General features: G+C 40.4%; 28 protein-coding genes. 19 read left to right on the top strand and 9 right to left on the bottom strand.

The window, feature by feature from the left end; translation table 11 throughout:
* The 3 genes from ACTJKA_RS10300 to ACTJKA_RS10290 all read left to right on the top strand — a co-directional run bounded on the left by ACTJKA_RS10300 (position 1) and on the right by ACTJKA_RS10290 (position 1,414).
* Positions 1-282 carry a YokU family protein gene (locus tag ACTJKA_RS10300; RefSeq protein WP_008346437.1) on the top strand — a complete coding sequence of 94 codons (282 nt, stop codon included), beginning with the start codon at positions 1-3 and terminating at the stop codon, positions 280-282.
* 79 nt (positions 283-361) lie between these two features.
* Positions 362-586 (top strand): YozE family protein, encoded by a 225-nt coding sequence (locus tag ACTJKA_RS10295; RefSeq protein ID WP_008346438.1) that lies wholly within the window; start codon positions 362-364, stop codon positions 584-586.
* Positions 587-733: 147 nt separating this feature from the next.
* A complete protein-coding gene (locus ACTJKA_RS10290) occupies positions 734-1,414 on the top strand; it encodes a hypothetical protein (protein ID WP_008346441.1) in 681 nt (226 codons plus the stop codon).
* On the opposite strand, the gene ACTJKA_RS10285 is transcribed toward ACTJKA_RS10290, so the two are convergent.
* Entirely contained in the window at positions 1,411-1,545 is a 135-nt protein-coding gene (locus tag ACTJKA_RS10285; protein ID WP_017359686.1) for a hypothetical protein, read from the bottom strand. The genes ACTJKA_RS10290 and ACTJKA_RS10285 overlap by 4 nt on opposite strands.
* Positions 1,546-1,664: 119 nt before the next feature.
* Between ACTJKA_RS10285 and ACTJKA_RS10280 the strand changes: the two genes are divergently transcribed.
* The 5 genes from ACTJKA_RS10280 (at position 1,665) to ACTJKA_RS10260 (ending at position 4,572) form a co-directional block, all read left to right on the top strand.
* Positions 1,665-1,835: a YozD family protein gene (locus tag ACTJKA_RS10280; RefSeq protein ID WP_017359685.1), complete on the top strand. Its 171-nt coding sequence runs from the start codon at positions 1,665-1,667 to the stop codon at positions 1,833-1,835.
* Between the two features lie 51 nt (positions 1,836-1,886).
* On the top strand, positions 1,887-2,495 hold the full coding sequence (locus tag ACTJKA_RS10275) for a phosphatase PAP2 family protein (RefSeq protein WP_440607753.1): 609 nt from the start codon (positions 1,887-1,889) through the stop codon (positions 2,493-2,495).
* Positions 2,496-2,549: 54 nt separating this feature from the next.
* The gene (locus tag ACTJKA_RS10270) at positions 2,550-2,867 is read left to right on the top strand and encodes a YodL domain-containing protein (protein ID WP_007500756.1); all 318 of its coding nucleotides are present in this window, start codon (positions 2,550-2,552) and stop codon (positions 2,865-2,867) included.
* Positions 2,868-2,977: 110 nt separating this feature from the next.
* The gene (deoD, locus tag ACTJKA_RS10265) at positions 2,978-3,673 is read left to right on the top strand and encodes a purine-nucleoside phosphorylase (protein ID WP_007500754.1); all 696 of its coding nucleotides are present in this window, start codon (positions 2,978-2,980) and stop codon (positions 3,671-3,673) included.
* 68 nt (positions 3,674-3,741) lie between these two features.
* A complete protein-coding gene (locus ACTJKA_RS10260; protein ID WP_017367458.1) occupies positions 3,742-4,572 on the top strand; it encodes a M15 family metallopeptidase in 831 nt (276 codons plus the stop codon).
* Between the two features lie 49 nt (positions 4,573-4,621).
* Here the strand turns inward: ACTJKA_RS10260 and ACTJKA_RS10255 are convergent, their stop codons facing one another.
* A complete protein-coding gene (locus tag ACTJKA_RS10255; RefSeq protein ID WP_017359682.1) occupies positions 4,622-4,885 on the bottom strand; it encodes a hypothetical protein in 264 nt (87 codons plus the stop codon).
* A 92-nt stretch (positions 4,886-4,977) separates the two neighbouring features.
* A complete protein-coding gene (locus tag ACTJKA_RS10250; RefSeq protein ID WP_148779957.1) occupies positions 4,978-5,676 on the bottom strand; it encodes a class I SAM-dependent methyltransferase in 699 nt (232 codons plus the stop codon).
* 151 nt (positions 5,677-5,827) lie between these two features.
* Between ACTJKA_RS10250 and ACTJKA_RS10245 the strand changes: the two genes are divergently transcribed.
* On the top strand, positions 5,828-7,213 hold the full coding sequence (locus ACTJKA_RS10245; RefSeq protein WP_440607752.1) for a S41 family peptidase: 1,386 nt from the start codon (positions 5,828-5,830) through the stop codon (positions 7,211-7,213).
* 38 nt (positions 7,214-7,251) lie between these two features.
* Here ACTJKA_RS10245 and ACTJKA_RS10240 read toward each other — a convergent pair whose 3' ends face one another.
* The 3 genes from ACTJKA_RS10240 to ACTJKA_RS10230 form a co-directional block, all read right to left on the bottom strand.
* Positions 7,252-8,745: a sodium:solute symporter family protein gene (locus ACTJKA_RS10240; protein WP_440607751.1), complete on the bottom strand. Its 1,494-nt coding sequence runs from the start codon at positions 8,743-8,745 to the stop codon at positions 7,252-7,254.
* Complete coding sequence (locus ACTJKA_RS10235; RefSeq protein ID WP_017359680.1) at positions 8,730-8,948, bottom strand: DUF3311 domain-containing protein; 219 nt, start codon at positions 8,946-8,948, stop codon at positions 8,730-8,732. Before ACTJKA_RS10235 ends, ACTJKA_RS10240 begins: the two co-directional genes overlap by 16 nt.
* A 237-nt stretch (positions 8,949-9,185) precedes the next feature.
* Entirely contained in the window at positions 9,186-9,803 is a 618-nt protein-coding gene (locus tag ACTJKA_RS10230) for a nitroreductase family protein (protein WP_243824228.1), read from the bottom strand.
* A gap of 141 nt (positions 9,804-9,944) precedes the next feature.
* On the opposite strand from ACTJKA_RS10230, the gene ACTJKA_RS10225 reads away from it, so the two are divergent.
* Both ACTJKA_RS10225 and ACTJKA_RS10220 read left to right on the top strand, forming a co-directional pair.
* Complete coding sequence (locus ACTJKA_RS10225) at positions 9,945-10,277, top strand: winged helix-turn-helix transcriptional regulator (RefSeq protein ID WP_017359678.1); 333 nt, start codon at positions 9,945-9,947, stop codon at positions 10,275-10,277.
* Between the two features lie 75 nt (positions 10,278-10,352).
* Entirely contained in the window at positions 10,353-10,571 is a 219-nt protein-coding gene (locus ACTJKA_RS10220) for a hypothetical protein (RefSeq protein ID WP_003215921.1), read from the top strand.
* Between the two features lie 40 nt (positions 10,572-10,611).
* On the opposite strand, the gene ACTJKA_RS10215 is transcribed toward ACTJKA_RS10220, so the two are convergent.
* Entirely contained in the window at positions 10,612-11,085 is a 474-nt protein-coding gene (locus ACTJKA_RS10215) for a germination protein GerT (RefSeq protein WP_008346468.1), read from the bottom strand.
* Between the two features lie 86 nt (positions 11,086-11,171).
* Between ACTJKA_RS10215 and rarD the strand changes: the two genes are divergently transcribed.
* The 4 genes from rarD to bshB2 all read left to right on the top strand — a co-directional run bounded on the left by rarD (position 11,172) and on the right by bshB2 (position 13,473).
* Entirely contained in the window at positions 11,172-12,083 is a 912-nt protein-coding gene (gene rarD / locus ACTJKA_RS10210) for an EamA family transporter RarD (protein ID WP_034646492.1), read from the top strand.
* 78 nt (positions 12,084-12,161) lie between these two features.
* Entirely contained in the window at positions 12,162-12,443 is a 282-nt protein-coding gene (locus ACTJKA_RS10205; RefSeq protein ID WP_008346472.1) for a hypothetical protein, read from the top strand.
* A complete protein-coding gene (locus ACTJKA_RS10200) occupies positions 12,440-12,790 on the top strand; it encodes a YojF family protein (protein ID WP_008346474.1) in 351 nt (116 codons plus the stop codon). Before ACTJKA_RS10205 ends, ACTJKA_RS10200 begins: the two co-directional genes overlap by 4 nt.
* Before the next feature lie 17 nt (positions 12,791-12,807).
* Positions 12,808-13,473: a bacillithiol biosynthesis deacetylase BshB2 gene (gene bshB2 / locus ACTJKA_RS10195; protein ID WP_007500738.1), complete on the top strand. Its 666-nt coding sequence runs from the start codon at positions 12,808-12,810 to the stop codon at positions 13,471-13,473.
* A gap of 21 nt (positions 13,474-13,494) precedes the next feature.
* Here bshB2 and ACTJKA_RS10190 read toward each other — a convergent pair whose 3' ends face one another.
* A complete protein-coding gene (locus tag ACTJKA_RS10190) occupies positions 13,495-14,862 on the bottom strand; it encodes an MATE family efflux transporter (protein WP_017359498.1) in 1,368 nt (455 codons plus the stop codon).
* Positions 14,863-14,921: 59 nt separating this feature from the next.
* Positions 14,922-15,047, bottom strand: a complete 126-nt coding sequence (locus tag ACTJKA_RS10185) for a hypothetical protein (RefSeq protein ID WP_003215647.1) — start codon at positions 15,045-15,047, stop codon at positions 14,922-14,924.
* A gap of 81 nt (positions 15,048-15,128) precedes the next feature.
* Between ACTJKA_RS10185 and cdaS the strand changes: the two genes are divergently transcribed.
* From cdaS to ACTJKA_RS10165, 4 genes are all read left to right on the top strand, one after another.
* Positions 15,129-15,755, top strand: coding sequence for a sporulation-specific diadenylate cyclase CdaS (gene cdaS / locus ACTJKA_RS10180; RefSeq protein ID WP_171465493.1), 627 nt, complete (start codon positions 15,129-15,131; stop codon positions 15,753-15,755).
* 402 nt (positions 15,756-16,157) lie between these two features.
* Positions 16,158-17,489, top strand: coding sequence for a C40 family peptidase (locus ACTJKA_RS10175; RefSeq protein WP_171465492.1), 1,332 nt, complete (start codon positions 16,158-16,160; stop codon positions 17,487-17,489).
* Between the two features lie 77 nt (positions 17,490-17,566).
* Complete coding sequence (locus ACTJKA_RS10170; RefSeq protein ID WP_322535766.1) at positions 17,567-18,145, top strand: superoxide dismutase family protein; 579 nt, start codon at positions 17,567-17,569, stop codon at positions 18,143-18,145.
* Between the two features lie 89 nt (positions 18,146-18,234).
* On the top strand, positions 18,235-19,113 hold the full coding sequence (locus ACTJKA_RS10165; protein ID WP_017367449.1) for an ATP-binding protein: 879 nt from the start codon (positions 18,235-18,237) through the stop codon (positions 19,111-19,113).
* The last annotated feature ends 4 nt before the right edge of the window (positions 19,114-19,117 follow it).

Below are 19,117 nucleotides of genomic sequence, written 5' to 3'. Positions count from 1 at the left end.
TTGCTGACATGTGATTGGTGTGAGGAGAAGAAAGCGAACGCAGGACAGACCACAGTCTATTGGGAACTCATCACGGGCACACAATCGATTGAGATTTTGGAAACGCCTTCGATTTCTTGCACGCATTGCGGGATGACGTATCAGAAGGATGAGACAGTAAAAGAGATAGAAGATCAATTAATTTTAGTCGATCAAACAAAACTTCCAGAAAAAATCTTATATGAAGAATTAATGAGCATGGAGCGGTTATTAAAGCGTAATTACTTTGATTTTTCTTCATAAGTTGTACCTCCGCCTATACAAGTCATCAAATTCCTGTATAATATAACAACAAAATAGAGTGTCGCGGAGGGAAAAACAGGTGAAGTCGTTTTACCATTATTTAATGAAGTATAGACATCCAAAACCGAAGGATGACATCAGTCATTTTGCAAATGCTGCTTATGAAGATCACAGCTTTCCTAAAGCATCCACTGATTATCATGAGCTATGTGCCTATTTAGAGTTAAATGGGGACTATTTAAGCTCCATGACGACATTTGATGAGGCTTTTGAGCAATACGAAGTAGAAGTCAAAAAAAAATAACACACACAACCGCTTGTTCCGTATGGAAGAAGCGGTTTTTTCATGAAGAAATAAAATGGCGTTTTGCATGGTGTGGTTGCCCATGCAGAATTCCTTGCGCCGGCATACGATACGTTAAGACCAAAAGTCGGGCAAGGGGGAGACAGAATGAAGGCGAAAGCACCAAAATATAAAGTAGGGGATATTGTCGTCGTTGTCATGTACGGCACAGTTGGAACGATAACAAAAGTCCATCAAATTGACCAACATTATCTATATGAGGTCAATCATAATGAGGTGCTTTATTTTGAAACATCACTCCAGCTTTACGATGAGTACGACGGGGTGATTGTAGATACAGAAAAGCTGGACATTGAATATGAGTTCCTCATTGGCGATGTTGTATATGTAAAGGATTACGGGAAAGAGCTATTTAAAATCATTGGCCATCGGACTGAAATATGGCGCTACCTTGAAGATGGCTGGGAAGATGTCATTTATGAACTGACAAGGTTAAAAGACGGAGAATGGCTGGAAACAGAAGAAGAAGACTTGACGCTTGTCCTAAGAAAATATGAGATGGATCAGTTTGTTCATCAGCTTCTTTTTGTGCATTACGTTGGAGAAACCTCAAAAGAAATAGAGGAAGATATGGTGCAAACCGCTCTATTACAGTTAGAAGAGAAACAAGAAAGCGAAGCATCACTAGAATTTCTCGCTGTATCTATAGTGGATGAGCTTCTTGATATTTACAATGATTATAAAATTCTCTATGAATTTTTCAAAGACCCAGAATATAAGGATATGATGGACTTTATTTTGGAAAGTTTAAACGAGCATTTTGGTTAAAAGAAGACTTGTCCTAACACGAATAAAAAGTAAGGAACACAGAAAAAAGCAATCACATAAAACCATCCCCTCAAGATACGGCCCATCACCTGATCAAAAGTATGTCCATCTAAAATGCTTAACCATTTCATTGCCTCATGCCCCTTTTCTTTTCGTTTACTGCATTTATATGTATGGAATGAGCCATTATGACAAACTGTAATAAAAATAAGGCAGCGTTCATACATCATAAAAAAGGAGGCGGAAAGCAATGAAAGAAGCAGATTTGGTGATTGATACAGAGGAAATTGCAGAATTCTTCTACACGGAGCTGGTCAAAAGAGGGTACATACCATCTGAGCTGGAAACGTTTGAGCTTGCCGATATTACATTTGAATATATGCTGAGGAAAGCAATGATAGTTGAAGAAGAGGCGTGGTAGGCACTATACTTTGAAGAGATTCTGAGTAGAAAGGGAGGGGAATTGGTTCGCGTGTATGTCATCATTTTTTTCCTTTTGTTTGGCGCCATCGCAGCGCTTATGGTGTCTGGCATGTTCCAGGAGTTGGACAACCAGATCATCTTATCGTTTGAAAACATCAGACTTCCTTTTTTAAATGATGTCATGCTGACTTTGACTGACTTTGGTATCAGTGCGCTGCTTGTCCCAATCATGCTCATCTTTAGCGTGGTGCTGTTTATGTATAAACGCTACCACTCTATTATGCTGCTTTTTCTACTATATATAGCAGAAAAAACGGTCAATCATGAACTGAAAGGACTGTTTGCTAGAGAGCGTCCATCCTTTGATCATCTAGTAAATGAGACCTATTACAGCTTTCCGAGCGGACATTCTATGAATGCAGCAACGATCTATCCATTTATCGCCTATCTATTCATTGAAATGGTTCCGTGGCTGAAAAAGAGACAAAAAGCAGTCTACATGGTGACAGGGTGCTATGTGCTGATGATCGGCATCAGCAGGATGTATATCGGTGTGCATTATGTCACTGATGTAGCAGGGGGCTTTGCGATAGGACTAGCTTTATTTCTCATATGTAAAAAGATTGACGAAAAATTGTCTGTCATTCGACAAAAATAGAAGAAGGAAATTCATAGATCCCAGCCAATTTTATATAAAAGGGGAGGGATTTGAATGCAATTGACGTTGAGATTTTTTCAAAAGAAACCTTCAGCTTATCACTTAACCATTTATCAAACACCTGAATATGGTGCAGAAAGTGGACATCAGCCTGTGTACCGGACAAAGATTGGCGGCAGGACACACCTTGATGTACTAGAAAAAGCATTCTCGACATTTAATGTACAAGATACAGTCCCTAATGATTACAATGCACGGTTTATCACAACAGGGGATATCGTTGTGATTGATGACCAGAAAAAAGGGAAGTGCTACTACCAGCTCTTTCCGGCAGGATGGAAACGCAGTGAACGCCTAATGACGATGAGTTAAATATAAACGACGATGCCAGCTTTACTTTCAGCTGGTATTTTCTTTTTTGATCTCAATCGTTTATAATAAATGGGACTAAACACATGTTAAACGTAAGTGGAGGCTAAAAAATGAGTGTACATATTGGAGCAGAAAAAGGACAAATTGCAGAAACGGTATTGCTGCCAGGCGATCCGCTTCGTGCGAAATATATTGCAGATACATATTTAGAAGATGTTGTGTGCTATAACGAAGTGCGCGGCATGTATGGTTATACTGGAACATATAAAGGAAAACGCATTTCTGTACAAGGTACTGGAATGGGCGTACCGTCTATTTCGATCTATGTGAATGAGCTGATCCAAAGCTATGATGTTCAAAACTTAATCCGTGTTGGTTCTTGCGGAGCGATCAAAAAAGATGTCAATGTACGTGACGTCATCTTAGCTCAAACATCATCAACAGATTCTCAAATGAACCGTGTGGCATTTGGACCGATTGATTACGCACCATGTGCTGATTTTGGTTTACTGAAAAAAGCCTACGACACAGCAGAAGCGAAAAATGTAGCTGTGCGTGTTGGGAATGTATTTACAGCAGACCAGTTTTATAATGAAAAACCACTTGAGCTGATGGATCAATATGGAATTCTAGCGATCGAAATGGAGACAACGGCTCTTTATACGCTTGCTGCAAAATTTGGCAGAAAAGCGTTGTCGATTCTGACAGTGAGTGATCATGTGCTAACAGGAGAAGAAACAACTGCTGAAGAGCGTCAAACGACATTTGACGAAATGATCTTAATTGCACTAGATTCTGTTTTATAATAGTATAAAGGGTGTGCTACGATGTAGCGCATCTTTATTTTTTTAGTAGAGCAAAAGGAAGGTATGTCATGAAGAAAAGCTATAAAATACTCTCAATCGCATCGATTCTTGGTTTGACGGCCGCATTATCAGGCTGCCAGTTGCTGGATCAGAAAAGCGGTACCACTGAATCTAACAAAACAAACGAACAAAAGAACGCAGCAAGTTCATCACCCCAGCAAAACTCAAACGATACGGCAGATTCATCTAATCAAGAGCTGACGTTAAAGAGTGAATATTTCAATGACATCAAGGTAGTGAGCGGACTGAAGACCATTCAAAACCCTGAAAATGTGCTTGCTTTAGTGAACAAAGAATATGCACTGCCAGGAACCTATAAACCTTCTGATCTCGTTGTACCAAAAGTGGAATTCTCTTTTTCAGAGGATATTGAAAAACGATATATTCGAAAAGAAGCAGCGGAGGCACTTGCGAAATTATTCAAAGGTGCTAAAAAGGAAAACTTTGAGCTTGCTGCAGTATCTGGCTATCGTTCCTATGATCGTCAAAAAGTCATTTTTGATAGTGAAGTGAAACTAAAAGGGAAAGAAAAAGCCCAAGAAGCCGTAGCCTTACCAGGCGAAAGTGAACATCAAACAGGTTTAGCTATGGATATTTCCTCAAAAAGTGCCGGCTTTGAAATCTCTGAAAAATTTGGTGAAACACCTGATGGTAAATGGGTAGCCAAAAACGCTTATAAATATGGCTTTATCATCCGTTATCCAAAAGGGAAAGAAGACATCACGAAATATGAATATGAGCCGTGGCACTTGCGCTATGTAGGGAAAGAAGCTGCAAAAGCGATGCACGATCATGATTTAACATTCGAAGAGTATATGAACAAAGTGAAGAAAATATAAACAAATAAAAGGCCTCCCGAAGCTAGGAGGCCTTCTTTTATACGCCGTTTTAAAAAAAGAGCAAACCTGCTAATGCGAAGCCGGTAATAAAACCGAGACCGATGCCATAAGCTGGACCCCAGCCATAATAGCCTCCGTAATAACCTCCGTAATAGCCAAAGCCTAAGCCCCTGCGGGACCCGCCGACTGGACGGATATAAACTTTGCGGTTTGACACCCGCTCAATACGTCCAACATGTACTCTGCCATTTCGATCAGTAATTCTAGCTACTTTCCCCATATGCTGCTGACAAAGTTTATAGTAGCGCTCCATGTTTTTCCTCCTTATGACAAACTCTTTTCACTCTTATCCTATGCGAAAGACTTCATAGAGTTTGGACAAAACATATAGGAGATTCGCTCATTTTATACTGTACATTCAAATACAAGGTGACTCAGATGTTCTCGGTGTGTTTGAATCAGGTCATAGTGTGTCTGTAATGTATCATAAAGAGAAGGTGGTATTTGATCTGATAATTCCATTTCGGTCGGCTCTTCCTGCACCATGTGTTCATCAAATGAGAGAATCTGAATGTCACGGAATCCTGCGGACGCTAACTGCCTTTTCCATTCAGGAAATGAAAAGAGGGAGTGAAACCCATAAAACTCCCGAATGGTTGCCTGTTCTTTTGAGGGGAGCGGCACTTTTAACACAGCCTCATTTGCGATCAATTGTTTTCCAGGAGCAAGCACCCGTTTGATCTCAGCAAGCGCAGCAGGTAAATGGGTAAAGCTTAAAACAGATTCACTGATCAGTAGAGAGAACGAGTCATCCGCAAATGGCAGGTGTTCGATCGATGCTTGCTGTGCACGGAAAGGTAGTTGTTCCCGCTCGAATCGCAGATTGGCTTTTTCAATCATCAAAGGGTGTGTATCAATCGCCTCTACTTCATAACCTAAATGTCCTAGATAGGCGGCTGTTTGTCCTGTGCCGCATCCAACATCCAGTATACGATCGTCAGACGCCAAGTGAAGATGCTCAATCATCGTTTTTGTTAGCTCAATTCCGCCAGGATGGGCACCTGATACACCAAAATAGGCAAGCATTTCTACATAGTCACTCATGGAATCCCTTCTTTCCTTATCATGTTTCTCTCTAAAGATTATGCATTGCAAGGCGAAATGGCTTATCTTTTCAAATAGAAGTTTGATCCTTTGGTTGACGGATGAAGAATCGTCCTTGATAATAATGAAAGGAGATAAAGGTGGTGTTTTTTTGAAAAAACAATTAAAGTTCGTGATAGCCATTCTGGTGACAGCAGCGCTTTCCTCAGCGATTACATTTGTGATCACAAAACAAGGTGCTGTCAGCGTTTCAGGAGATGAGAAGTTTAGTAAACTCATGGCTGCATATACGAAGGTAAAAAACGAGTATTACGAAAAAACGGATGATCAAAAACTAGTAGACGGTGCGATTCAAGGAATGATTGCATCACTTGATGATCCATACTCTACATATATGGATCAGGAGGAAGCCGAAGGATTTAACAACACGATTTCATCTTCATTTGAAGGAATTGGTGCACAAGTAGAAGAGAAGGATGGACAAATTTTAATTGTCGCACCGATTAAAGGCTCTCCTGCTGAAAAAGCTGGTTTGAAACCTCATGATCGTATTTTAAAAGTGGATGGTAAAAGTACAAAAGGTATGTCAGTGAATAAAGCCGTTTCTCTTATCAGAGGGAAAAAAGGAACGGATGTCAAACTGCATTTGAACCGACAAGGTGTTGGAAATGTGGATGTCACGATCACAAGAGATACGATTCCACTTGAAACGGTGTATGCAAAACTAACAAAAGATAAAATAGGCGAAATCCAAATCACGTCTTTTGCTGAAACCACGTCTAAAGAGTTAGATAAAGCGATTGATGACCTCGAGAAAAAAGGGGCAAAAGGTTTTGTCATTGATCTGAGAGATAATCCAGGCGGCATTATGACAGAAGCAATTGAAATGAGCAATGACTTTATCGATAAAGGAAAAGTCATTATGCAGGTTGAGGAAAAAGGAAAGAAACAAGTGTACAAAGCAGAAAAAGAACGCAAAGTTCATCAGCCGACAGTTGTTCTTGTAAACGGCGGTTCAGCGAGTGCTGCTGAAATCATGGCGGCAGCTCTGCACCAATCCTCTAGCATTCAACTGGTTGGAGAAAAGACATTTGGTAAAGGGACTGTTCAGAATGCGCAAAGCTACAATGATGGTTCTAGTGTGAAATTAACCATTGCCAAGTGGCTGACACCAGACGGGTCTTGGATTCACAAAAAAGGAATTGAGCCACAGGTGAAAGCATCTCTGCCGAGTTATGCGAAGCTGCCATACTTAAGTCCGAAAAAGACGTATCAACTGAATGATGATGGAGATGAAGTCAAAGCGGCTCAAAAAATGTTCCAAGCGCTTGGCTACAAAGCAAAAGCCAATGGAGATTATGATCAAGCATTCCAGTCGATCGTGAAAAGTTTCCAATCAGATCACGATCTAAAGGCTGATGGTATTCTGACAGGGGACACAACGACGGTACTGATGACAAACATCCAAGATAAGCTCAAGAAAAATGACACGCAAATGAAAAAAGCCATTGAAGTGTTGAAAAAAGAAATGAAATAGAAAAAGCAGTCCTCATCAGGGGACTGCTTTTTCTTGTATTACGCTTTGTTAGCCACAGGTTCCGTTGTTTTCCCATTCTTTTCAAACAAATCACTTGTCACAGCATTAGATGTGACATTCTTTTGGAAGAATGGATTCAAAATCAGGATGACCACAACGTTTGCTAGTAAACCAAGAAATCCTTCATAAAGACCAAACGTGACTTGTAAGATATTGGCTGTAAAGGTGACGATGATGCCAACAACTAAACCCGCAATCGTTGCTTCTCTTGATTGTTTTTTCCAGAACAAGCTGATCGCAATGGCAGGGAAGATTTGAACCATTCCTGAAACACCAATGAGTTGAAGCGTTACAAGTGCTGTTGGGAAGAGCATTCCGAATAGTAGAGCCAGCCCGATCACGATAAATACCATCGAACGTGTAATGATCGTTAACCGTTTAGGTGACACAGTTGGATGGATTAAATCACGGTACAAATTATTGGCAAATAAATTCGATGCCCCAATGGCCATGATCGAACATGGAATGAGAGAAGCTAGTGCAATCGTTGAATACGCAAGCCCCTGCATCACGCCGCCATATGACGTCTGAATTAAATGAAGAAGAGCAAATCTTGGATTTGTATCTTCCGGTAAGACTAAAAAGGCAATGAAGCCAAGGAAGATGACCAAAATCAATACAATGTTGTAAAGAGGTAAAAACATACTGTTTTTACGGATGGCATCTGCGCTTTTTGCTGTGAAAACGCCAGTTGCTGCATGTGCCCACATAAATAATGCGAGTGCAGAAACACCTGATGCGGTAATAAACCACAAAATGCCTTTAGGCCCGCCTTCAGGAATCGTCAGAAGCTGTGGGGCTTCCTTAGCTAACGTATTCATCATTGGAGTCCAGCCGTTAAAATGAATAATCGGGAGGGAAACGACCATAAAGAGCATGATCACCCAAACAAGAATATCTTTAATAATGGCTGTATATGTAGGACCTTTAATACCACTGAAAAATGTATAAAGTGCAACTAAAATAAATGAAATTATAACAACTGCATTCACATTAATATAACTCGTTCCAGCGACAGTTAACGTATCTTGAATCCCGCTGAGCTGAAGACAAATGTATGGAATGAGCATGAGTACACCAACAATGGCAATCAAACTGGATAACAGTTTACTGTCAAATCGCTCACGTGCATAATCAGCAAGTGTTGTCAGCTTATGATTTTTTGCAACCGTCCAAAGTTTTGGTAAGAAGAAATACGCAATAAAATAAGCAAGAACTGAATAGGGGATAGCGAAAAAAGCAACACTTCCCGCTGTATAAGCTGTACTTGTGAGCCCTAAAAAGGTATAAGCAGTATATAAGTCTGCGCCAACAAGGAACCAGACGAGAAGCCCGCCAAATTTTCTCCCGCCAACAGACCATTCTTCGACTGATTGTCTTGATGATTTATCACGACCAGCGGCAAAACCGATGACCACGACGATGAAAATAATACTTGCAGTAATCAATAAAGCTGTTAAGTTTCCTTGCATTCGTCAGTTCCTCCATTTGAATGTTGCATCCTGTAAATGATAAATGTGCAAACGGGTGTGAGTACAATCCATAGTAAGAGCCAGAAGTGGAAAAAGGGCAGCCCGATGACAAATGGATGAATACGATTCACAAAGGGGAGCAGTGCAAGCTGTCCAATGAATGGAATCGCGATGAGTAGCGCCAGTATCAGTTTTTTGTTCATGTTTTCCTCCTCTAATATTTTGTAATTTCATAATAATAGCAGTTGTCAGATTAGATCACAAGACCATTTTCAGAAAAAACAATCATTTTTATGAATATCATACTAATATAACGCTTTCATTTTTAAAAAGAGGTAAATAGTGAAGAATGAGAAAGGAAGACTTAAAAATAAGTATGGAAAAATAATATTTAGAGCAAATAAAAAAGCCCCAGCATGACGCTGAGACTGTGCCGTTTTTTATAGGAAATCAGATACTTCTTCGATGTCAAAACGATTGCTTTTGTGAGCTTCTTTTGCTGCTTTCCCGACAGAAATCAACATCACTGGTTCGTATCGACCGCTCACATTGAATTCTTTCACGTACGCTTCTTTGCTGAAACCGCCCATTGCGCATGTATCATATCCCATTGCTTTCGCCGCAATCATTAATTGCATAGCAGCTAACGAAGCGTTAGAATACGCAGCTTCACGTGCATATTGCTCGCTTTGATAAGCACCATTAATTTGCGTCATCAATGTTTCTTTAATATCTTCTGTGATGAAGCCTTGTTCTGCTAGCTCACTGTAGATTTTTTCACCCTTTAGATTGGCTTCAAGGTCACCTAGCACAGCAATCACAGCTGATGCTTGAGAGACTTGTTTTTGGTTGTAAGCAATTGGAAGAAGTTTTGCTTTTGATTCAGCACTATGGAAAACAGTGAAATGCCAATGCTGAAGGTTCCAAGCAGATGGTGCTTTTGTTGTGATATCAAGAAGCTCTGTTAACTCTTCTTTTGTCATTTCATGAGTTGTATCATACTCTTTTACTGAAGCTCTTTCTTTTAAAATGTCAATCGTTTTTTGATCAGTCGCCATATGGATATTTCCTCCCGTTTTTGCAAATAGTATGGTACAATAAATAAAAAAGTGAGAAACTTACTTATTGTAACTAGAGATATATTTTAAATTGTACACCGTTAGTTTGTCAAACGATTATGAAAAGAAAGGCTGAAATATATGGAATTTCAATTATGTCCAAACATTCAGCAAGCTTTTTTGCTTCTTGGCAAAAGGTGGAATGGTCTCATCATTCATGTATTGCTTGATGGTCCGAAGCGGTTTAAAGACCTGACGGACATTATTCCATCCATCAGTCAAAAAATGCTCGCAGAACGCTTAAAAGAGCTTGAGCAAGAAGGAATCATAAAGCGCACTGTACTTCCTGAAACGCCAGTCAAAGTCATCTATTGTCTAACCGAAAAAGGGAGTGCATTACATGGTGTGTTCGGAGAAGTATCGCGCTGGGCAGGGGAGTATGCTGGATCTCATGAAAAAAAGGAGCAAGCTTAGTTTTAGGTTTGCCCAAACGTTTTGTCTTCTAATGAATATGCTGATGTTAGGCACATGACAAAGGAGGAGAAAAGCATGTACCCTCATACTCCGTATTTTCGAGGCGGTGCCCCTGGCATTCCGCCATATGAATCTAGAGTCCCTTTGTTTTTTGGTTTTGGCGCTCCTTTAGTCGGCGGACTGCTTGGCGGATTTCTAGGAAGTGCGATTTTTAATTATCCTCGTCCATATTACCCGCCTCCACCACCGCCTGTTCCACCACCTTATGGCGGCGGATATCCACCATATTATTAAGAAAAAAGAGTAAGCCTGCTTCCATTTCAAAGCAGGCTTTTTATAATGGAATATCAATTTCAGAAATGCCTGGATCATCATGCTTTAAAAACATAATTTCTAAAATACCATCTTGATACGAAGCCTTCGTTCCTTTTCTTTTCACAGCAGCAGGCAGGACAACCTTCTTTTGTTTATTCTCTTCAGGAAAATGATCAATAAACAGCAGATTGGCTGTATGTTTGATTTTTACTTTTTCCGTGTTCGGACGATCGAGCTCTATTTTGACAAACACGTGATCTGTCGTCTCAAATACTTCAACATTCGGCTCTTTCTTTTTTTTATCGTCTGTCTCTCTTTCTTTCTGCTTCTGAGACAGCGGATCCTGAAAGGGGAATTGAGCAGAATAATTGGAGCCGAAAACACTTTCCATGACTTGATTGACATATTGCTCAACGTCTTTAGGATCTGAATTTTTTAACGCTTCTTTTGAAAATTGCTTTTGAAAAGGGAATAATCGGTTCCAGTCAAACATGCAAATCATCCTTTCTAAATGCCCTGAATTAGTATATGCCCATAATGTGATGTGCGTGCTATAATATACGATAGGTTTAGAAAGGAATGGTTAGATTGAACGAACAACAATCAAAAGGTGTCTTATATACGGCTGCATCTTTTACATTATGGGGATTGTTCCCATTATATTGGAAACTGATGGAGCATATTTCGTCAGGCGAAATTTTAGCGCACAGAATCATATGGTCCTTTGTTTTTATGTGCGGTATTCTTTTATATTTAAAGCAAGTCCGTCCAGCGATGCAGACTGTGAAAGGTCTGATGATAGATGGAAAAGCACTTTTTTCATTACTTTTATCGGCTATTTTAATTTCGGTCAACTGGTATGTATACATTTGGGCTGTAAATCACGATCTGATGCTGGAAGCGAGTTTAGGGTATTATATTAATCCGCTTGTATCAGTTTTACTAGGCATCATTTTCTTAAAAGAACGACTGAATAAAATGCAAACCACCGCCATTCTCATTGCTGCAGCTGGTGTCATCATCTCAACTGTTCAGTACGGCTCATTTCCTGTCGTGGCTTTCGTATTGGCTTTTAGTTTTGGGTTTTATGGACTGATTAAAAAAAGAATGAGTTTTACGAGTGCCATTGGATTAACCATTGAAACACTGCTTCTTGCACCAGCTGCGCTTGTTTACTTATTCTTCTTCTTAAAAGAACCTGTTGTCACGATGAATCCGAGCAGCTTCGGCTCTCTTGGGCTATTATTTTTTGCAGGTGTCTTTACAGCTGTACCGCTTCTTTTATTTTCTGAAGGGGCCAAAAGAATTCCTTTATACCAAGTTGGTATTTTGCAGTATATTGCACCGACCATTACACTCTTTTTGGGGCTGTTTGTGTATCACGAACACTTATCTGCAGCAAAAATCGTGACATTCCTCTGTATTTGGGTGGCGATTTTACTATTTACAACCTCTCAACTGCGAATGAAAAAAACAGCGAATTCTCATTAAAGAGACGAAGCAGTTTGCTTTTTTTTGCAGGCGGATCATGTCATAATAAGTTGTTACCAAAACTGTAGAGGTGATCACATGTCATCAGTCGATGAGCTTGCACACGCTTATCAATCTTTATGGAAAAATCGGCAGCTTGATGTAGTGGATATGACTTCATTACACGAGGCGATACGAGATGATTTGCTTGATGCACGCACCCATCCTCGCGCAAGAAAGTCATTACATCAAAAGTATGTACTCGCTGTGGAAAGAATTTTAGAAAGCACGATTGAACAGGGTCATCAACTACAGCTGATCAGCTTACATACGAAAAAGCTGCGAGAACTAATTCAAAATGAAGGAAGGAACCACTCATGAAACCAATTCAAACGGAAGATGTCACAGCACATCTTGAATCGTTTTTAAATCGGCCAGTCTTCGTTCATCTTGAAACGACAACTGGTTCTTATTCAGCGCATGTGAATGAGCAAAATATGACGGTCGTGGCGTATATCCGCAACGCAAAAGTCGTCTATTCACAGGCAAAAATAAAAGGACAAGGTCCATACCGTGTCGGGATGAAAACAGAAGATGGCTGGATTTACGCAGAAGGTTTAACCGATTACGTGTTTGATGAACAAGGTCGCCTGCTGTTAGCAGGACACCTGCCAGACGGAAAACTAGCGATCTCATTACAAATTAGTGAAACACCATTTCAGGTGTAGGAGAGAGGGGAACAGTGATGAACGAACATGTACTTGTGATGCTGCCTCACCCCGACGATGAATCCTTCGGGGTCGCAGGGCTCATCGCGCAAAGCAGAAAACGTGGAATTCCAGTGACGTATGCATGCGGGACACTTGGAGAAATGGGAAGAAATATGGGAAGTCCAACTTATGCTAACCGTGAGACACTTCCTGAATTAAGAAAACAGGAATTAATCAATGCATGTAAAGAAATGGATGTCACAGACTTGCGAATGCTTGGTCTTCGAGATAAAACGTTGGAATTTGAAGATGATGAGTATTTAGCGGATGTGATGGAACGCATAATTGATGAAGTGAAACCAACTCTTATTGTCACGTTTTATCCAGGTCATGGCGTACACCCTGATCATGATGCAACAGGTGAAGCGGTCATTCGTGCTCTATACCGCAAGAAAAAAGAAGACCGTCCCGTCACATACTGCATGGCCATTACGAAAAATCGAGAAGAAGTGCTAGGAAATGCCGATATTGTGATTGATATTACGGATGTAGCCGATATCAAATTAAATGCACTAAGAGCGCATAGAACACAAACAGAAGGCATGCTAAGAGAGCTTGAACAAAAGTTGAAAAACAAAGAACCAGTCGTCCAAAAATGGTTTGATGAAGAAATTTTCTGGACGTATCAATGGAATGACTAAATGAAAGGCAGCTGACTTCAGTCAGCTGCCTTTTCCTGTTGTATCAGAATGCATACGTCTCTCAATCAACCTGAGACGAACAAATAGGACGATGGCACCTGCGGCAAGCCCAGTAATCAGCCCAACCCAATAACCAAACGCTCCAAATGAGGTATACGTGCCAATCAAGTAGCCTGCTGGAAGGCCGATGACCCAGTAAGAGACAAACGCAGCAATCAGTGTGTAATTCACATCTTTATAGCCGCGCAGAGCCCCTTGAATGGGTGCAGCGATCGCATCAGACAGCTGGAAAAAGATCGCATACATCAAAAAGTGCTGTGTCATTTGTAAAACAGCTGATTCAGTTGTATATAAACCAGCGATCTCAGGTCTAAATAACAAGATGAGTGCTGCAGTACATAATGAGAACAAAACAGCTGTTGCAATGCCAATATAGCTGTAGCTTTTTGCGTCTTTATACCGCATGGCACCGGCTTCAAAACCTACAACAATCGTTAAAGCCATTGAGATACTAAGCGGCAGGATATATAAAATAGAAGCAAAGTTCATCGCTGCTTGGTGACTGGCGATTGTCACGGTATCAAAGTGACCCATTAAGAGCGTGACAGCTGCAAAAATACTTGTTTCAAAAAAGATCGCAAACCCAATAGGGATACCGATTTTCAGTATTTGACCCATTCGGGAGACGTTAAAACGAGGTAATGTCTGAAACAACCGAAAGGATGCAAACGGTTCGGCTTTGATGACAATACAAATACTCATGATGAAAATCGCCCAATACGTCAGCGCAGATGCAAGACCAGCCCCTGCACCGCCAAGCTTTGGAAACCCAAAGTTTCCAAAAATAAAGAGATAATTTAAAACAAAATTAATAGGAAGTGCGGTTAACGTAATGAACATCGTCACACGTGTTTTTCCTAATGCATCAATGAACGATCTCATGACTGAATAACCAAAAAGCGGGATGATCCCAATAGCAAGGAAGCTGAGAAAATGACGGGCAATAGTTTCTACGGATGGTTCAAGCCCAAGTCTCCCTAAAATAAAAGGAACACACAACGATCCAATAACAATCACCACGATACTTAAAAGAAAAGATAAATAAATGGCCTGGAAGACTGCACGAGGAACGTCTTCCCTGCGGCCGCCACCCATCAGCTGAGCCACAATAGGGGTAACAGCCATTAAAATACCAGCGAGGCCAGTATAAACAGGTGTCCAAATGCTCGAACCGATCGCAACACCTGCTAGGTCTTCTGCACTCACTTTTCCAGACATCACCGTGTCTAAAAATGTGATGAGCGAAAGACCTGCTTGTGTAATTAAAATCGGAATCAATATGGTTAAAAATTGTGACAGCTTTGCTCGAATACTATTCGTTTCTCTCATCATAAGTTCCTCTCTGAACAGAAATAACGAGAGGAATTATATCACGCTATGTAAAAAAATCAATTCTCCGTCGGATTATTTTTCTTTGAGGGCTTCGTTTTTTTGAACATTTGGGCATAAATAAAAGAAAGACTGACAACACCTAAAATGCTGCAAGCATATTGAATCACTTTTTGAATGGTCATATTGAATTCACCTCCATACAAATAGAATGTGCACAATTTGTTATTTTATGACACAAGCGAAAGAAGGAGGGACATGGTGAGATGATCAATCGCACAAATGAAGAAGCGATGTTTAAGTTAGAAATGAAATCTCATTTAACGCAAATTATGATGGATGCAAGGAAAATCGTCGAATCGCTTGACCAGACGGAACAATGCCTTCTTTGTGAACTCGAATCATTGCATGATCAGTTTAATGAAATGCATGCAGAGGCTTCCTCGTTTTATTTACAAGCATATATGGAAGAATTCACACCAGGTTTTGCTCAATTTTCTTTAGCCATTGAGAACTTATCAAAACAAAAGCATGGCGCACTGATTGTGATTCAAAGGAGAGATGAGGTGGAGGATTATATACAAAAAGGGACAAACCTCCATGCGAAAATTAGTGCATCGTTAATAGAGAGTATATTCTACCCAGGAAATCCGCTGCATGATGGTGCTCTTTTAGTCAAAGAAAATACACTTGTCTCCGCTGCAAATGTCCTACCGCTCACCTCAAAAAAAGTCAGCCCTTCTCTTGGCACAAGACACAGGGCAGCGATCGGACTTTCTGGTATGACCGATGCACTTGTTCTTGTCGTATCAGAAGAAACAGGGAAAATGTCGTTTGCGAAAGAAGGAGTGCTTTATCCGCTCACCGTAAAAGATCCAGAAATAAGAAAATAAAAACGAACTGCTGCATTCTTCATTTGGAAGGATGCTTTTTTCATTTGAGGAGAAAACAACCACTTGAGCAAAAAGTCATTTGATAAAGAAAAATTTGTCATGTAGAATAGAACTATGAAACTAACAGTGTGCATGTTTTGACAAATTTCTAAACGTCAATTTAAAATTTCCTTAAAAAAGGTTTATAAATACAGCAAGCAGCCGATAGAAACGATATGGTTTTGTTTTAGCATTTTGAGTTGGCTGCTTTAACCTATTTGTTATTGCCCAACGTCTTCATGTCGAGTAATATAATAGAAATGAAGATAAAATAGTGCAAGAGAAGCAGAACCATTAAATGCTAAACTCAAAACCAGTACATAAGTCTTGTTAGACGAAATCATGAAAGGCGGAGATTCCTCTATGAAGAAAAAAGTAGTAACCGGCCTCACAGTTTCAGCGATCGCTGGCTCAGCTGTTATTGCTGCACCGGCAGAAGCACAGACGATTAAGGTGAAAAGCGGTGACTCACTTTGGAAGATTGCCGAACAGTACAATACAAGTATTTCGGAGCTTCAATCTCTTAATCAATTAAAAACAACGATGATTTTTGCAGGACAAAGCTTAAAGATTCCTGGTGCAAAAAGTTCAAAATCCAGCTCATCAACAAGTTCAAAAGCAACGAAATCAAGTGCTTCAACAACATCTAGCTATACAGTCAAGCTTGGGGATTCATTATGGCTGATTGCGAAGAATCACAAAATGTCAGTTGCAAGTTTGAAAAGTTTGAACAGCTTAAACAGTGACCTCATTCGTCCTGGACAAAAGCTGAAAGTGTCTGGAACAGCGAAAACGAGCGGCAGCCAGTCAACAAATTCAAACTCAACATCTAATTCTAGCTCAAGTAACAAATCAACGAATTCTAATAGTTCGTCGTCAGCATCTAGTACATATAAAGTGAAATTAGGCGATTCACTTTGGAAAATTGCCAATTCGTTAAATATGTCAATTGGTGAAATTAAAACATTGAACTCGCTAAAATCTGATACGATTTATCCAAATCAAGTATTGAAGGTAAAAGGAACGGTGACGTCAAAACCAAGTCAGCCGAAAGCACCTGCTCAACCTAGCACGCCTTCAAACAGCAATCAGTCTTCAAGTAGTAAAACCACATCTTATACGGTTAAATCAGGTGATTCATTATGGAAAATTGCGAATCAGTTTAAGGTGCAGGTTCAATCAATCCGCACAGCAAACAGCTTGAAAAGTGATGTGCTTAGAATTGGACAAGTATTAAAAATCAACGGAACAGCTTCCGGTTCAACTGGATCTAATGGTTCTACGTCAAACGGTTCAACAACACCGGTCAACAATAATAAAAATGACGTTCCAATGAATGCAAAAATCACGACAATGATTCAAGAAGGTAAAAAACTCACAGGCATTCCTTACAGATGGGGCGGCAATACACCAGCTGGATTTGATTGCAGCGGCTTTGTTTACTATCTCATTAATAAGGTTTCATCAGTATCTAGATTGAGTACAGCAGGATACTGGAATATGATGACGCCTGTCAGCACACCACAAGTTGGAGATTTTGTTTATTTCACAACGTACAAAGCAGGTCCTTCTCATATGGGACTATACCTAGGTGGAGGAGATTTCCTTCATGCAAGTGACAGCGGAGTAGGGATTTCAAACTTAAGCAATCCTTATTGGAAAAAAGCCTACCTAGGCGCAAAACGTTTCTTCTAAAAAAGCCGATTTTCGGCTTTTTTTGTTTGCCCGTTGCTGTGATTGTCCATACTGATAACAAAAGGGGGCAGTCATAAATGAAAAAGTCAGTGTGGATGATCATGATATGTTTGATCTTTACCGCATCAGCATGTCATGCACCGCCGAAAAAAGAAACGACAGAAGAAACAAGAGAAGTTGCCGCACCTAAACAAGCACCAGTCACAACGTCACTCATAAACGAAAGCGGGCAAAAAATAGGGAGCATTGAAATAAGAGAGTCCTCAGAAAATGGGCTGGATCTGCATGTGAAAGCGAAAGGACTGCCGCCAGGTCCTCACGGCTTTCATATTCATGAAACAGGAATATGTGAAACGCCAGATTTTGAAACGGCGGGGGCTCACTTTAATCCGACCCATAGAGAGCATGGCTTCGACAACCCAAAGGGGCACCATGCTGGAGATATGCCTAATTTAGAGGTAGGGGCAGATGGACAAATTGATGTTGTCGTGAATGTACCAGATGTGACGTTAAAGGGAGGCCCAAATCAATTAATCGATCAAAACGGGCGAAGTTTCATCATCCATGCAGAAGCAGATGATTACTTAAGCAACCCTTCTGGTAACTCGGGGAAACGCATTGCTTGCGGAGACATCACAAAAGAAATGGTAAAATAACAGAAGACGAACCTTTATGTATTGAGTGCATAAAGGTTTTTTTAGTATACTTGGTGAGGAAAATGATCGAAGAGAGGAATTAATCATATATGTTTAACCAACCATCACTCCCAGAAGAAATTCAAGCAATGATCGAAGCAAAAGGAAAAGTTCTCGAAGAAGAATTTCGTCCGCTCATCGGAACAGGCGGCTATGAATCACAAGATACGTCTATTATTCAAGATGCCATGATTGCACTTGCCCTAGGAAAAAATGTTCTGTTAAAAGGACCGACGGGCTCAGGTAAAACAAAACTAGCAGAAACTTTATCCGCGTTTTTTCAACAGCCGATGCACAGTGTAAACTGCTCAGTTGACCTTGATGCAGAAAGTCTTATTGGCTATAAAACCATCCATAATGATGGACAAGTTGCTTCTATAGAATTCATTGAAGGACCCGTTACAAAAGCAATGAAAAAAGGACACCTTTTATATATTGATGAAATCAACATGGCAAAACCAGAAACACTGCCTATTTTAAACGGTGTGCTTGATTACAGAAAAATGATGACAAACCCATTTACAGGTGAAGTCGTTAGAGCAGAAGAAGGTTTTGGCGTGATTGCAGCAATCAATGAGGGGTATGTGGGGACAGTGCCGCTCAATGAAGCGCTGAAAAACCGTTTTGTTGTCATTGAAGTTCCTTACATTGGCGGTGGCATTTTAAAAGAAGTACTGCACACTCAATCCGTATTAAAGGATGAGCGGTTAATCGATCAATTCGTACAGCTCTCATCAGATCTCATCGTCCAAGCACACAATGGACAGGTCAGTGAAGAAGCCGCATCCATTCGCGCACTGTTAGATACATGTGATCTTGCGCAATATATCCCGCCGCTTCGTGCAATTGAACGAGGAATTGTAGAGAAGCTAGAAGATGACCGGGAAAAAGCAGCGGTAAGAAATATCGCTCAAACATTATTCGAGTGAGGTT

The organism is Bacillus sp. 22190, assembly GCF_052045575.1.
GTDB lineage: Bacteria > Bacillota > Bacilli > Bacillales > Bacillaceae > Bacillus > Bacillus altitudinis.
This window is presented reverse-complemented; position numbering and strand designations above follow the sequence as displayed.

What these genes read in the sequence shown, in the direction of transcription:
- ACTJKA_RS10290 (WP_008346441.1), top strand. Translation starts at nt 734, where the DNA reads ATGAAGGCGAAAGCACCAAAATATAAAGTAGGGGATATTGTCGTCGTT.
- ACTJKA_RS10285 (WP_017359686.1), bottom strand. Translation starts at nt 1,545, where the DNA reads ATGAAATGGTTAAGCATTTTAGATGGACATACTTTTGATCAGGTGATG.
- ACTJKA_RS10280 (WP_017359685.1), top strand. Translation starts at nt 1,665, where the DNA reads ATGAAAGAAGCAGATTTGGTGATTGATACAGAGGAAATTGCAGAATTC.
- ACTJKA_RS10270 (WP_007500756.1), top strand. Translation starts at nt 2,550, where the DNA reads ATGCAATTGACGTTGAGATTTTTTCAAAAGAAACCTTCAGCTTATCAC.
- deoD (WP_007500754.1), top strand. Translation starts at nt 2,978, where the DNA reads ATGAGTGTACATATTGGAGCAGAAAAAGGACAAATTGCAGAAACGGTA.
- ACTJKA_RS10260 (WP_017367458.1), top strand. Translation starts at nt 3,742, where the DNA reads ATGAAGAAAAGCTATAAAATACTCTCAATCGCATCGATTCTTGGTTTG.
- ACTJKA_RS10255 (WP_017359682.1), bottom strand. Translation starts at nt 4,885, where the DNA reads ATGGAGCGCTACTATAAACTTTGTCAGCAGCATATGGGGAAAGTAGCT.
- ACTJKA_RS10250 (WP_148779957.1), bottom strand. Translation starts at nt 5,676, where the DNA reads ATGAGTGACTATGTAGAAATGCTTGCCTATTTTGGTGTATCAGGTGCC.
- ACTJKA_RS10240 (WP_440607751.1), bottom strand. Translation starts at nt 8,745, where the DNA reads ATGCAAGGAAACTTAACAGCTTTATTGATTACTGCAAGTATTATTTTC.
- ACTJKA_RS10235 (WP_017359680.1), bottom strand. Translation starts at nt 8,948, where the DNA reads ATGAACAAAAAACTGATACTGGCGCTACTCATCGCGATTCCATTCATT.
- ACTJKA_RS10230 (WP_243824228.1), bottom strand. Translation starts at nt 9,803, where the DNA reads ATGGCGACTGATCAAAAAACGATTGACATTTTAAAAGAAAGAGCTTCA.
- ACTJKA_RS10225 (WP_017359678.1), top strand. Translation starts at nt 9,945, where the DNA reads ATGGAATTTCAATTATGTCCAAACATTCAGCAAGCTTTTTTGCTTCTT.
- ACTJKA_RS10220 (WP_003215921.1), top strand. Translation starts at nt 10,353, where the DNA reads ATGTACCCTCATACTCCGTATTTTCGAGGCGGTGCCCCTGGCATTCCG.
- ACTJKA_RS10215 (WP_008346468.1), bottom strand. Translation starts at nt 11,085, where the DNA reads ATGTTTGACTGGAACCGATTATTCCCTTTTCAAAAGCAATTTTCAAAA.
- rarD (WP_034646492.1), top strand. Translation starts at nt 11,172, where the DNA reads ATGGTTAGATTGAACGAACAACAATCAAAAGGTGTCTTATATACGGCT.
- ACTJKA_RS10205 (WP_008346472.1), top strand. Translation starts at nt 12,162, where the DNA reads ATGTCATCAGTCGATGAGCTTGCACACGCTTATCAATCTTTATGGAAA.
- ACTJKA_RS10200 (WP_008346474.1), top strand. Translation starts at nt 12,440, where the DNA reads ATGAAACCAATTCAAACGGAAGATGTCACAGCACATCTTGAATCGTTT.
- bshB2 (WP_007500738.1), top strand. Translation starts at nt 12,808, where the DNA reads ATGAACGAACATGTACTTGTGATGCTGCCTCACCCCGACGATGAATCC.
- ACTJKA_RS10190 (WP_017359498.1), bottom strand. Translation starts at nt 14,862, where the DNA reads ATGAGAGAAACGAATAGTATTCGAGCAAAGCTGTCACAATTTTTAACC.
- ACTJKA_RS10185 (WP_003215647.1), bottom strand. Translation starts at nt 15,047, where the DNA reads ATGACCATTCAAAAAGTGATTCAATATGCTTGCAGCATTTTAGGTGTT.
- cdaS (WP_171465493.1), top strand. Translation starts at nt 15,129, where the DNA reads ATGATCAATCGCACAAATGAAGAAGCGATGTTTAAGTTAGAAATGAAA.
- ACTJKA_RS10175 (WP_171465492.1), top strand. Translation starts at nt 16,158, where the DNA reads ATGAAGAAAAAAGTAGTAACCGGCCTCACAGTTTCAGCGATCGCTGGC.
- ACTJKA_RS10170 (WP_322535766.1), top strand. Translation starts at nt 17,567, where the DNA reads ATGAAAAAGTCAGTGTGGATGATCATGATATGTTTGATCTTTACCGCA.
- ACTJKA_RS10165 (WP_017367449.1), top strand. Translation starts at nt 18,235, where the DNA reads ATGTTTAACCAACCATCACTCCCAGAAGAAATTCAAGCAATGATCGAA.